This is a genomic window from Streptosporangium pseudovulgare, from assembly GCF_014648055.1.
GTDB classification, from domain to species: domain Bacteria; phylum Actinomycetota; class Actinomycetes; order Streptosporangiales; family Streptosporangiaceae; genus Streptosporangium; species Streptosporangium pseudovulgare.
This window is the reverse complement of sequence record NZ_BMQJ01000002.1, coordinates 411879-424672: the sequence shown is the minus strand read 5'-3', so window position 1 is coordinate 424672 and position 12794 is coordinate 411879. Positions and strand designations below refer to the sequence as shown.

11 protein-coding genes are annotated in these 12794 nt (G+C 75.1%); 1 reads left to right on the top strand and 10 read right to left on the bottom strand.

Annotation, left to right across the window (positions count from 1 at the left end; all coding sequences use genetic code 11):
* Positions 1-194: 194 nt before the first annotated feature.
* From IEZ10_RS05675 to IEZ10_RS05665, 3 genes are read right to left on the bottom strand one after another with little or no spacing between them, the layout of a single operon-like run.
* Complete coding sequence (locus IEZ10_RS05675; RefSeq protein WP_189245384.1) at positions 195-977, bottom strand: nucleotidyltransferase domain-containing protein; 783 nt, start codon at positions 975-977, stop codon at positions 195-197.
* Positions 974-1654 carry a nucleotidyltransferase domain-containing protein gene (locus tag IEZ10_RS05670; RefSeq protein WP_189245383.1) on the bottom strand — a complete coding sequence of 227 codons (681 nt, stop codon included), beginning with the start codon at positions 1652-1654 and terminating at the stop codon, positions 974-976. The genes IEZ10_RS05675 and IEZ10_RS05670 overlap by 4 nt, the downstream gene beginning before the upstream one ends.
* Positions 1654-2106 (bottom strand): ASCH domain-containing protein, encoded by a 453-nt coding sequence (locus tag IEZ10_RS05665; RefSeq protein ID WP_189245382.1) that lies wholly within the window; start codon positions 2104-2106, stop codon positions 1654-1656. Before IEZ10_RS05665 ends, IEZ10_RS05670 begins: the two co-directional genes overlap by 1 nt.
* A 148-nt stretch (positions 2107-2254) precedes the next feature.
* On the opposite strand from IEZ10_RS05665, the gene lepB reads away from it, so the two are divergent.
* On the top strand, positions 2255-2782 hold the full coding sequence (gene lepB, locus IEZ10_RS05660; protein WP_189245381.1) for a signal peptidase I: 528 nt from the start codon (positions 2255-2257) through the stop codon (positions 2780-2782).
* A 25-nt stretch (positions 2783-2807) separates the two neighbouring features.
* On the opposite strand, the gene IEZ10_RS05655 is transcribed toward lepB, so the two are convergent.
* The 7 genes from IEZ10_RS05655 to IEZ10_RS05625 form a co-directional block, all read right to left on the bottom strand.
* Positions 2808-3767: a DUF2332 domain-containing protein gene (locus IEZ10_RS05655; RefSeq protein ID WP_189245380.1), complete on the bottom strand. Its 960-nt coding sequence runs from the start codon at positions 3765-3767 to the stop codon at positions 2808-2810.
* A 79-nt stretch (positions 3768-3846) separates the two neighbouring features.
* Positions 3847-5112, bottom strand: a complete 1266-nt coding sequence (locus IEZ10_RS05650) for a cytochrome P450 family protein (protein ID WP_189245379.1) — start codon at positions 5110-5112, stop codon at positions 3847-3849.
* Positions 5113-5468: 356 nt separating this feature from the next.
* On the bottom strand, positions 5469-5927 hold the full coding sequence (locus tag IEZ10_RS05645; protein ID WP_189245378.1) for a hypothetical protein: 459 nt from the start codon (positions 5925-5927) through the stop codon (positions 5469-5471).
* A 200-nt stretch (positions 5928-6127) separates the two neighbouring features.
* On the bottom strand, positions 6128-7429 hold the full coding sequence (gene fxlM / locus IEZ10_RS38710; protein ID WP_229810980.1) for a methyltransferase, FxLD system: 1302 nt from the start codon (positions 7427-7429) through the stop codon (positions 6128-6130).
* Between the two features lie 93 nt (positions 7430-7522).
* A complete protein-coding gene (locus IEZ10_RS05635; protein WP_189245377.1) occupies positions 7523-8515 on the bottom strand; it encodes an NAD-dependent epimerase/dehydratase family protein in 993 nt (330 codons plus the stop codon).
* A gap of 191 nt (positions 8516-8706) precedes the next feature.
* Positions 8707-11034, bottom strand: coding sequence for a SulP family inorganic anion transporter (locus IEZ10_RS05630; RefSeq protein ID WP_189245376.1), 2328 nt, complete (start codon positions 11032-11034; stop codon positions 8707-8709).
* Positions 11035-11106: 72 nt separating this feature from the next.
* The gene (locus tag IEZ10_RS05625; RefSeq protein WP_189245375.1) at positions 11107-12663 is read right to left on the bottom strand and encodes a hypothetical protein; all 1557 of its coding nucleotides are present in this window, start codon (positions 12661-12663) and stop codon (positions 11107-11109) included.
* Positions 12664-12794 lie beyond the last annotated feature (131 nt).

The window sequence follows — 12794 nt, the reverse complement described above, 5'->3', positions numbered from 1 at the left end:
GCGGTGCGTTCTGCACCGTTCATCCGATAGATGTCGTGAGATCGCCCGGACGTCACACCGAAACAGCGGCACCGTCTCACCCGGTCGAATGACGGATTCGCCGACCGTGGCCGAACCCGGGCGAGCCCGCCGGCCTGTGAGCCCGACCTCGCCCGCCCGTGAACCCGGTTCCGTGCCCGCCCGGACCGGTGGTCTCACCCGCCCGTGTGTTCGGTCCCGCTCCCGGCCCGGGTCGCCAGGCGGGCGCGGACGACGAGGTCGTGCAGGAGACCGCCCGCGCCCGGCGCCTCCGGCAGGTGCGAGGCGTCCCGCGCCTCCTCCAGGGCGGCGGTCAGCCGGGCGACGTCGCGTTCCAGCCGCGCGCGGTCCGGGCCGTCCGCGGGCGGCGCCCCGTGCTCCGCGTGCCGCTTGGCGGCCACCAGCTCCGCCAGGTACGGCGGGCCGCCGCCCAGCCGGGTGAGGTCGGCGACGAGTGCGCCGGTGCGCATCAGGTGGATGCCGGTGAGCAGCACCCGGAAGGTGTACAGCAGCGGCTTGAGCTCCCCCGACCGCTCGAACAGGCGCCACTGGGTCCGGGCGAACCCCAGGTAGTGGTGGGCGTGGTGACGGGTCAGGCAGTCCGGGGCGGCGGCGGCCAGCTCCTCGTGCACCGGGGACGTCGCCACCACCAGCGGAGAGAGCAGCTGCTCAAGGACGTAGCCGTTGCGGCGGAGCAGCAGACGGCAGAACTTGGCCAGGTCGTGGGTGACGAGGTCCACCTCGACGCCGTGGCGCGTCCACGAACGGGTGACGGTCTCCTCGGCGGGCCGCAGCCCGACGACGTCCTCCAGCGGCAGCAGGTGCACGCCGCGCAGGTCCACGTCGGAGTCGGCGGACGGGAAACCGTAGAGATGCGCGCCGCTGACCGTGGCGAACGCCAGGGCGTGCGGCTGCTCGGCGGGGATCTCGGCCAGCCAGGCCGGGAGGCGGACGGTCACAACGACGCCCTCCGTACGGTCACCAGGTAGTCCTCGACGGTCCGGCGGTCGGGCGCCTCGGGCAGCGCGTCGCAGGCGCCGAGACGGTCGAGGTCCGCGGCCAGCTCCGCCCGCCAGCGCTCCACCTCCGGCCAGGGGATCTCGCCCCGCCGCAGCGCCAGCAGCCGGTCGCGGTGGGCGCCCACCCGGACCAGCGGCTCGCCCTCGCGGGCCAGGTGCAGGCCGCTGAGCATCAGCCTGATCATGTGCATGGCCTGCTTCCACTTCGGCCGCGCGGGATCGAGCCTGCGGAGCTGCGCCTGGGCGTACCCGGCGAACGTCCGGTGGGCGCGCCGGGACAGGAAGGCGCGGCGGATCGCCAGCAGCTCCTCACCCGCCGGGGTGAGCCGCTCGACGATCGGCGACCACAGGCACTCCAGGACCGTCGGGTTGGCCTCCAGCGCCAGGACGCAGAACCGCTCGACCTCCCAGGAGAACTGCTCGGGCAGCGGCCCCTCGATGTGGGTCGGCGGCTTGTCCAGCCGCCAGAACAGCGGTGCGGGCGCGGCGAAGACCCCGCGCCGGTCCACGTCGGAGTCCTCGGTCTCCAGCCCGTAGGCGCGGGAGCCGGTCACCACCGACAGCACCAGGTGCTCCGGGACGCTGACCGGGCACGCCGCCTGATCCGGACGGACCATCAGGCGGTACGGAGGTCGGTGACGACGCGGAAGCGCTCCAGGACCACCGGGGTGGCGTCGTCCACGGCGAAGGCGGCGTCGCCCAGCGCCGAGCGCATCTCCGGGCCGTGCCAGAACTCCTCGTGGGCCGTACGCCACTGTCCGGCCGTCGTGTGGCCCTCGCCCTCGTCCACCGCGTGGGCGTCGTCCACCTCTCCCAGCGGTACGACGCGTACGCTCGTCACCTCGATGACGGCCACCGGGCGGCCGGCGGAGTCCACCACCGCCGACCGCCCCCCGACCTCGGGCAGCGGCTCGCCCGCCCGCTCGTATTCGACGGCGAGGGAGGTCGTGGCGGTCTTGCGGCCGTCGAGGATCGCCGCGACGAGCGCGTCCCGCAACGGTCCGGGGAAGGCGAACTCGGCCTCGGGCAGGCCGGCGGGGTCCGGCGACCTGCCGGAATCGGACGTCATGGGGAACCAGCCTAATGATCTCCCACCCCGGCGGCGCTCATGGCGGGTTGGAACCCGTGCCCGACAAGGTCCGCGGATCCTTCAGGGTGATGGGACCGTGACCCGCTCCGAGCCGCCGAAGTCGAAGATCGCTGAGCATAATGCTGCGGTGAAACATCATGTGTCGCGCGGGCTGTCCCTGACGCTGGTCCTTTCCTTGCTCGCCGGATGCGGGCTGGCCGACCGGATCGCCGGTCGGAGGGGTTACACCATCAGCAGCGAGTCCATGGAACCCACGCTCCGGAAGGGTAGCCACGTCACGGCGGTCGAGGTGAACCGGGACTACACCCCGAAGCAGGGCGACGTCGTTTTCTTCGCCACTCCCGCGTCATGGGGCGACGGCATCCGCGTCGCCCGGGTGATCGGAGTCCCCGGGGCCACGGTGGCGTGCTGCGACGACGGCGGGCGGATGACCGTGAACGGCCGGCCGCTGGAGGAGCCCTACCTCAAGGAATCTCCGGCCTCACGCCTCGGCTTCGGCCCGGTGACCGTCCCGGCGGGCAGTGTGTGGGTGCAGGGGGACAACCGCCATGTCTCCATCGACTCGCGCAGCTACCTCAGCCGCGACGGAATCGGCCAGGCCACGGTCCCGGTGACCGACGTCGTCGGCGTCGCCGACCTCACCACCGCCGAATAGCCGCCTCGGCCGAGACGGCTGACGGTCAGGGGATGAGCCAGTCGAGCCATTCGCCGTGCGGGCCGGCCAGGGCGAGCGGTTCGCCGTCCAGGGCGGGCAGGAAGGTCAGGCGGTTCCCGGGCAGGCCGCGCGGGAGCCGGGCGAGCACCGACGGCAGCCGGGACGAGCCCTCGTTGGAGACCCAGCGCACCGGCAGGCTCCGCACCGCCGCCACGAACCGGTCGCGTTCGGCCGGCTCCAGGTACGGCAGGAGCGCGCTGTGGAAGACGACCACCGTGGCGTCGCGGGGCGCCTCCGCGACCAGGTCGCCGAGCGCCCCGGCGGCGTCCCCCCGCACCAGGCGCGGCGGATCCTCCCGGGCCAGCCGTACGGCGCCGCGCAGCCGGGCCAGCCGCTCGTCCTGGCCGGGCCAGACCAGGCACTCCAGCCAGCGCGCCGTCTCCTCGTCGCGTACGTCCAGCGGTTCCAGGTCCAGACCCGCCCGCCACACCACCTCCGGCACCCGCGCGGGCACCGGCACCTTCCCGTTCGTCCGGCACGGCAGCTCGACCGGGCTGTCCGGGGGGCCGACGGCGGGCCGGTCGTCGTAGCGGTAGCGGTAGCGGTCCAGGAGGAGGCACAGCCCGGCCGAGGCGCCCACCTCCACCAGGGCCAGCGGGCCGGGCAGGCCCGCGAGCACCGGCAGCAGGCTCGCGCACCGTCCGGCCTCGTTGGTCTGCGTCCTGCGCGTCAGCATCGTCTCGCGCACCCGCTGCCAGTGCCGTACGGTCCACTGACGGAAGGCGGGGAAACCGGCGGACGGCCCGCCGAGGAGGCGGACCGAGGCCAGCAGCAGGTTCGGCTGCCGCTTGACGGGCGGCAGGCCGTCGATCAGTGCCAGCAGTCGCGTGTCGGAGGCGACGCCCCGGGCCAGGTCCTCGTACGCCGGGGAGCGCCCCCGGACCTCCTGCTCGGCGAATCGCCGGTACCACTCGGCCGTGTCCACCCCGGGCACTCCTCCCGCCGGATCGTCTCACGCGCCGGGCCGGCGTGGGCGGGCCGGAGCCGTACCGGAGACGGGCGGGTCAGAGGCGTACCGGGAGGCGGGCCAGGCGCCACGCCCCCGGCAGCGGCTGGCGCTCCAGATCCGCCGGATCGACGGCCAGCGCCAGATCGGGGAAGCGGCGCAGCAACGCCCCCAGCGCCACCTCGGCCTCCTGCCGGGCCAGGGCCGCGCCCAGGCAGTAGTGCAGGCCGTGCCCGAACCCGACGTGGTTCTCCCGGCGGCCGTCCGGCTCGCGGGTGATGTCCAGCCGGTCGGGGTCGGGGAACTCACGCGGGTCGTGGTCGGCAGAGACCAGCACCGCCGTCACCGCCTCGCCCCGGCGTACCGGCATGCCCCCGATCGTCAGGTCCTCGGTCGCGTACCGCATCCGCGTCATCTGGACCGGGCCGTACCGGCGCATCAGCTCGTGCACGGCGCGCGGCATCAGCTCCGGGTCGTCCCGGAGCAGGGCGAGCTGGCCGGGATGGGTGAGCAGGGCGGCGACGCCGTTGCCGATCAGGTGCGCGGTGGTCTCGTGGCCGGCGAGGACGATGGTCAGCACCATCGTCACCATCTCGACGTCGCTCAGCCGGTCGCCGTCCTCGTCGTGGGCGCGGATCAGCCCGGTGAGCAGGTCGTCCTCGGGTTCGGCGCGGCGCCGGACGATCAGCTCCCCGATGTGCGCGACCATCTCCCGCAGCGGCTCCGCCATGGCGCCGGGTTCGGTCGACACCAGGGCCCGTCCCCATGAGCGCCACCGCGGGCGGTCCTCCTCGGGGATGCCCACCAGTTCGCAGATCACGGTGATCGGCAGCGGGTAGGTGAACCGTTCCAGCAGGTCCACGACGCCGTCCTCGGCCGCCGCGGGCAGGCCGTCCAGCAGGCTCTCGGTGATCTCCGCCACGCGAGGCCGCAGCCCGGCGACGCGGCGGGCGGTGAACGCGCGGGAGACGAGCCTGCGCAGCCGCATGTGGTCGGCGCCGTCGGCGTCCAGGACGCTGCCGAGAATGTACTTCGCGTACTCCGGCGGGATGCCGCGGGCCCGAATGATCTGCCGGCGGATGTCGCCCACGTCCATGCCCGGCACGTTCGCCGGGTCGTTGACGAACCGCTGGTCGCTCAGCATCCGCTTGACGTCGTCGTACCGGGTGACGAGCCAGACCGGCGAGGCGGCCCCGGGGAAGAGCGCCCGCACCAGGGGGGCCTCCTCGCGCATCCGCGCGTACCCGCCGAAGGGGTCGGCGAGCAGCCCGGGATCGAGGAGGTCCACCGTCTCGGTGGTGCGGGGATCGGCCGGAGCGCTCATGTCGTCCTCCTCGGGACCCGGATGCTCTTCTGATCCCAGGTTTCCCGTCCGGCGCGTACGGCATGCGCCCGGAGTGCGCGGCGCGTGTCCGTTTCCCGGATGTCGTAGCGTCCGTTTCCCTTCGCGCGGCACAGGCCGTACGGCACACGCCGTACGGCACGGGCGCCGCCGGGTCCCCGGGGCCGCGGCGCAGGTGCCCTCCTCGCGCGCCGCCGGCGTGCCGCGGCGTCCGCTCCCTCCCGTGCGGCGCGGGCGCCGGTTCCCGGGTGCCGCGGTGCGCTCCCCTCCCCGCGCGCCGCGGCACCCGATCACCGGTACGGGCTCCCCGCCGATCAGCGGTACGGTCGCCCCGCCGGTCAGCCGCCCTGGGACCAGACGCCCTCCCAGCCGGAGCAGCGGCCGGTGATCCTGGTGGACGTGCCGCGGCAGACCTTGGCGGAGGCGGTGAGCATGTAGCCGGCGTTCACCCGGAAGGAGAGGATCCGCGACTGGGAGCAGTTCCGGAACGTCTTCGTGTGCCACCGGCCCCGGTCGGAGAGCCACTTGATCTTCAGCCACGAGCAGGTGCGCGCGCCCGCGGCGTCGTAGAGGTCACCGTGGATCCGCAGGCCGGTTCCGGAGCTCCTGACGACGCCGCCGGCCCAGCCCCTGCGGTCGGAGGAGGCGGTGGGGCCCCACTCCCAGGTCTCGGCGGCCTTCGCGGCCGACACCGTGGAGGCGGTCGTGGCGGAGGCGGAGGCCGCCGTGGCGGGCAGGCCGAGCCCGAGGGCGGCGGCCGTCGTGAGGCCGAGCAGCAGGCGGGCGGTGCGATGCATGGGTCTATCTCCTGAAAAAACCGGATTTCTGATGAATCAAGAGATATCCGGGACGGCTTGCAGACGGCTTGCCGCCCCTTGCAACCGCCTGACGCGCTCCACCCCGGCCGGGCCAGGTGGTCCACCCGCGGGCGGCGGGTCAGGAGGGCTAGGAGGGCCGGGAGAGCCGTCATCCCCGCCGCGGCGTCACCGCGTCAGGTTCACCCGCGGGCGGCGGGCCAGGACAGGACGAACGTGGTGTGACGCTTCCGGATCACCAGCCCGTCCCCGGCGGTCGTCCCGGAACCGTCGCCGTCCCCGGCCGGTGGGACGCCCGTGCCCGGCCGGACGCCCACGTCCGGCGGACGGCCGAGGTCCCCCGGGCGCGCGCCGTCCCCGGGGCGCAGGCCGCCCCCGGGGTACACGTCGACGCGCAGGCCCGACGTCGACGGGCGTCCGGCCGCGTCCCACGCCCGCAGGTGGGCGAGGAGGCCGGCGGCGAGCCCCGCCCCGCCGGGCCCGAACGCCCGCACCACCGGCGGTGCGGGAGCCTCCCGAGGGTGGAGCAGGCACAGGCCGCCGTCCTCGACGATCCCCAGGGCCGTCGTGAACCCCCACCGGCCCGGCGTGCCCGCCGCGAGCCACCGGGGCCGGGACTCCGACAGCAGGCACCAGCGCGGCTCGTGCGCGGCCAGCCACAGGCCGAACCCGTCGGCGAGCGCGGCCGGGCCCGCGGCCACCCCGGTGGGAAGCTCGGACACGGGGCCGTCGCCGAGCACCGCCAGGACGTCCCCGGTCTCCCTCGCCCGGGGCAGCGAGACCATGAGCTCCGAGTCGCGGTCCAGCGGCCGGAGCACCTCCGGGCCGGCGAAGGGCCCGCGCAGCCGCATGAATCCGCAGGCCACCACGGAGCGGCTCGCCCAGTGCCCGTCCGTCCGCTCCAGCGCCACCGAGCGCTGCACGCCGTTCAGATCCACCGGGGCGACGATCCGCCCGCCGGGCGCGAGCTGCTCCAGCCAGGCCGGGAAGAGGTCCCACACGCCCACGGTCGCGATCACCCGGTCGTACGGCGCACCCGGGGCGAACCCCTCGGCGCCGTCACCGCAGACCACCTCCACCCCGGGACAGCCCGCCTCCGCCAGGTGGCCCCTGGCGCGCCCGACCAGGTCCGGGTCGATGTCGACGCTGGTGACCCGGCCGCCGGGACCGGCCAGGTGCGCCAGCAGCGCGGCGTTGTAGCCGGTCCCCGCGCCGATCTCCAGCACCCGGTGCCCCGGCTCCACACCGAGCTGCTCCAGCATCAACGCCATGATCGTCGGCTGCGAGGAGGAGCTGACCGGCCGGCCCTCGGCGTCGCGCCGGGTCACGACGGCCTCGTCCCGGTACGCCGCCCCCGGGGGCACCCCCGGCAGGAAGAGGTGCCGGGGCACCGCCCGCAGCGCCCCGGCCACCTCCTCGCCGATCCCGCCGCGCCCGCGCACCCGGGCGACCATCTCCTCGCGCAACGCACGCCAGTCCGCCATCGCCGACCTCCACACCCGCCGGTCCCGCCGCTCGCCGTACATCCGCCCCGCGGACATGTCCCGCGGGGGGCCGCACCCGCTCCGCCCCGAGCTCTATGCCCACTCGGCGAGGATCTCGGCCTCCTTCTCCGGGTCGATGCCGTGGCCGCGGAAGGAGCGCTCCTCCACCGGGATCTCGCGGAGCCAGGCCCAGGTGTCGCGGACGGTCTCGGCGACCGGACGGCAGCGCAGCCCGGCGGCGAGGGCCTTCTCCGACGACGGCAGCCAGACCCCGGCGAACTCCTCGTTGCGCGGCGCCCAGACCGGCAGCTCGGTCCACGGGGCGACGTCCCGGTCGAGCAGGAACTCGTCGTCCACCCAGACCAGCTCCGCGTCCGAGCCCGTCACCGCGCGGCACTCCTCCAGCAGCCCGCGGTAGGTGATGTTGCCCCGCACCCCGCTGACGAAGAAGCGGTCGTTCGTCCCGGCCTCGGCCTGGTCGAGGGTGAACGCGGCGATGTCACGGGCGTCGATGAGCTGCATCGCCATGTCGGGGTCGCCCGGGGCGAGCACCCGCCCGCCGCGGTCGATCCGGGTGAGCCACCACGGCAGGCGGCCGACGTTCTCGTGCGGGCCGATGATGAGGCCGGGTTCGATGATCAGGGCGTTGCCGTCGAAGCCCTGCTCGACCGCGCGCTCGCAGCCCGCCTTGAGGACGCCGTAGTCGCCGTCGTCCCGCCCGGCGTCCGGCGCGCACTCGAACCGGGGCGAGCTCTCGTCGGCCGCCTGCCCCGGCCAGACGGAACAGGCCGAGATGCTGGAGATGAACGCGTAGGTGGCCGCGTGGCCGTTGAGGACGCGCACCGACTCGCCGACGACGCGGGGGACGAACCCGCAGACGTCGACGACGATGTCCCACTCCCGGCCCTCGGCGAGCCGCTCCAGGTCGGAGGTGACCTCCCGGTCACCCTTGATCGCTTCGACGCCGGGTACGTCGACACCGTTCCTGCCCCGGTTGAACGTGGTGACCTCATGTCCGCGCCGCAGCGCCTCTTCGACGATGGCCCGGCCCAGGAAGATCGAGCCGCCGATTACCAGAGTTCTCATGGCCGACCATTGTTCGCCCGCCGTCCGCGGCGTGACCATGGACTTTCACCCTTGGCGCAAGCCGTCCGCTCACAGCGGACCGGCCGCGAGCGGCGGGCTCACGTGTGGCGGGCTCGGCGGGCTCACGCTCGGCGGGCGGCGGGCTCACGTGTGGCGGGCTCGCCGCGCGCCCCGGCTCACATCGCGCCGGCTCACATCACGCCGGCCGCGAGCGGCGGGCGCTCCAGGATGTGGACCTGCGCCGTGCCGATGTCGAAGTAGAGACCCACCAGCTCCAGGCGGCCCTCCCGGACGAGCCGGTCCACCGCCGGGTAGGAGCGCAGGTTGTCGAGCTGCTGGAGCACGTTGGCCCGGCAGAGACGGTCCAGCGGGCCGCCGTCCCCCGGGGACCCGGTGCCCTCGGGGCCGGGAACCTCGTCGTCGGGCGCCTCGGACGGCGCGCCGCTCCCGGCGGCGAACCGGGCCAGGCTGTGGTGGCCGTGCCGCAGCCAGCGGCCGAGCGCGGGCATGCCCTCCGGCGCGTCGCCGCCGAGCAGCGCCGCCATGGCCCCGCAGCCGGAATGCCCGCACACCGTGATGGTGCGGATGCCGAGCGCCTCCGTGGCGTACTCGATCGCCGCGGCCACCGAGTCGTCCGGGGGAGCCGTGCCCCGGCGGGGCACCAGGTTGCCGAGGTTGCGGACGGTGAACAGGTCGCCGGGACCGCTCGCGGTGATCAGGTTCGGCACGATCCGGGAGTCGGCGCAGGTGATGAACAGGTGCGACGGCTCCTGCTTGCGCGCCATCCCCATCATGAACGGGCGGATCAGCGGGGCCGTGCGGCGGTGGAACTCCCGCGCCCCGGCCAGCAGGTCCGGCTGCCCCGAGCCGTCTCCGCCCGCCGCGGCCGCACCGGCCACGGCCCCCGCCGCCCGCACGGACGCGACGGCGAGGTCCGCCGCCGCGGACGACCGGCCGCGCCGCCGGTGGGCCCAGGGCAGCCACCAGCGGTCCGGGGCCGGCGGCGGAGGCTTGGCGGGGAGCACCCGGGCGCCGCTGGCCCCCATCGCGTACCACTCGTCGTGGATCTCGTCGATGTCCACGCTCCCGCCGCCCCGCTCGTGGTCGGTGCGCCAGGCGTGGACCGCCTCGAACGCGGCGTTGTCCATGAAGTCGATGTTGAGGTCCAGGTCGACCGGGACCCCGGCCGGGATGGCGCGCAGCTCCGAGGTGATCCGCGGGACGCCGAGGAAGGTCAGCGAACCCGCGATCGACACGTGCCAGTGCCCGCCCGGCTCGGGGGTGACCCGTACGGTGACCCGGGTCAGTCGGCGCAGCGCCAGCAGCGCGGCGAGCCCGAGCCCGAGCAGCACGCCCTCGGCCAGCCCGACGAGCGCGACGCCCAGCATGGTGGTCACGTACACCGGGATCTCGCCGTGTCCCCGCAGGTTGCGCAGGTGCCCCATGTTGACCATCTGGACACCGATGAACACCAGCAGGGCCGCCAGCGCCTCCATCGGGATCAGCGTGATCGTCCAGCCCAGGCAGAGCGCGAACACCAGGATCCACACGCCGTGCAGGACCGTGGACCAGCGGCTGCGGGCGCCGGCGCGGGCGTTGGTGCTGCTGCGCACGATGACCCCGGCCACCGGCAGGCCGCCCAGCGCGCCGGTGACCATGTTGGCCACGCCCTGCGCGGTGAGCTCCCGGTCCAGGTCGGTGCGCCGGCCGTTGTGCAGCTTGTCGGTCGCCACCGAGCACAGCAGCGACTCCACCCCGGCCAGCAGCGCCACGAGCAGCACCGCGGCGACGATCCCGTGCCAGTCGCCGCGCGGCCAGGCCGGCATGACCCACGTCTCCAGGCTCTTCGACAGGTCGACCCGGGTGACGTCCCAGCCGGACGCCGCGGCGATCGCCGAGGCGACGACCAGGGCGGCCAGCGGCGCCGGGACGAGCCGCAGCCGCTGCGGCAGGTGGCCCCAGCCGACCAGGACCGCGATGGTGATCAGACCGGCGTAGACGGCGTGGTCGTGTATGTCCAGGATCTGCCGGGGCAGCTCGGCGACGTTCTCGATCGCGGAGCGCTGCGGGCTGCCGCCGAGCACGACGTGCAGCTGGGAGAGGGCGATCACCACGCCCACCCCGGCGAGCATGCCGTGCACCACGGCGGGGGAGACCGCCAGCGCCGCCCGGGCGACCCGGAACACCCCCAGCAGGAGCTGCAGGGCGCCCGCGAACAGGGTGATCATGCAGGTGGCGCGCCAGCCGTACGTCGAGACCAGCTCGGCAACCACCAGTGAGAGGCCGGCGGCGGGGCCGCTGACCTGGACGACCGAACCTCCCAGGAGGCCGGCGACCACGCCGCCCACGACGCCCGCGATGAGCCCGGCCGCCAGCGGTGCTCCCGAGGCGACGGCGATGCCCAGCGAAAGGGGCACCGCCACCAGGAACACCACCAGGGAGGCGGGCAGGTCGTACCGCAGCACGGAGGAGACGCCACCCCGTGCGATCGTTTCGTTACTCTTCGTGTCCGTCCCCATGGGACAGACCCTATGCCGCGGGCCTCCGACGGCCGGGCGGTTACCGGAGGCCTTTACGCAGCCGGGAGGAAATCAGCGGTAATAGTCGGGGTGGTCCGGCTGCTGGGCCGCGGCCCGGCGGCTCCGCCGGGAGCCCGTCCGTCCCTGCCCCTCGGGGGCCGCGGCGGGTCCGGCGCCGGGAGCGCCCGGGGCCGGCTCGGGCCAGGCGGCGGGGGACTCCGGGCTCGCCGGGCGGACGGGGTCGTAGCCGTAGCCGCCGGTCGCCTGACCCGGGCCCTGCCGCGGGTCGGCGGCGCGGTCACCGGGGGAGACGCTCCGGGAGGGCGCCGTCGGGGTCGACAGCGCGGGGGTCGGGCCGGTGAGCGCGTCGTCGTCGATGGTGGCCCAGCCGGGGCTCACCTCGTAGGAGCCCGCGGTCGGCGCGCCGTACACCGGCGACTGGTACGAGGAGTACGACGGAGCGGGGTCGTCGAGGATGTCGGCGGTGTTCGCGGCCGGCCAGCCCCCGGACACCGGGGAGGTGGCCCGCGCCCAGGGATTGTCGGAGATGTTCCCGGGCGTCCCCGGCGCGGGGGGCGCGGAGGAGCCCTGCGCCGGGGCGGGCCGGGGCGCGGGGGCCGAGCCGTACGGCTCGGCCGACGGGGCCGGGGAGGGCCCGGCGGGCGCGGCGAGCGGGTTCGGGGACGTGGCGGGGAAACCGCCGCTGGTGGTCGGCCCCATCGGGCGCATCGGCGGCAGCGGGCCGGCGAGCTGGTCTCCGGCCGGGCTCGCGGCGGGCACCGGCCCGGTGGCCGGCGACCGGCCCGCGGCGGGTGCCGGACCGCCGGTCGCGGCGGGGGCGGCGCCGCGCGAGCCGCGCCGGGGGGCGGGGCCGTTCAGCGGGTCGCCCAGCTGGTCGGGATGGCCGGGCCCACCGGTGCCGGGGGTGCGGGTGCGGCCGGAGCCGCGCCGGGAACCGGTCCGGCGTCCCTCGGACGGCGCGCCCGCGGTGGGGGCGGCGAAGGTGACCGTCTTCTGCTCGGCCAGCGCGGCGGACGTCGGGGCGGGCTCGGGCTGGACCGGCCCGACCAGGTCGGCGAGACCGGAGGGCAGGGAGGCGGCGGCGGGCTCGACGGGGGCCGGAGCGGGAGCCGGGACCTGGGGCCGCGACTGCGGCTGGGGCTGGGACTTGCGGTGCGGCAGCGGCACCTGGACGGTCATCGCGTCGGCGTCCGCGCCCGAGGGGGCCTGGCCGCCTGAGGCGGCGCGGCCCGCGGCCGCCGGGTTCTCCAGCGAATCACCGAAGCCGCCGACATCGGCCTGCAGGCGCGTCCAGTAGTCGTCGTCGTAGTCGTCGGCCCCGCCGAAGTCGTTCATGCCGCGCTTGCCGCGGGCGCCGGACGGCCGCGGCCGCGACGGCTTGGGCTCGTCGAACGGCGTCAGATCCGGGGAGTAATGCGTCATCTTCGGCTCGCGCGCGGCGAAGTCGTCGATGGACACGGCCGGAGTCTGCGCCTCCTTCTCCGCCATCTCACGCAGACGCTCCGCAGGGAGCGCGCTCTCCCTGCGGTTCATCGACCGCACGCCCAGTGCCACGACGACGAGCACGAGGAGCACGACGGCGACCAGGATTATTACGACCGCGGTCATTGCACCACCCTCAAGGCCATGGCCTTCCAGCGGCGCCGGTGAGGTCGCGCGGCCATCGACGCGACCTGCCCCCTTGCATCACCTGCGCACGGACATTGGTTCTGATTGTGTCGGACCACTATGAGCGTTGT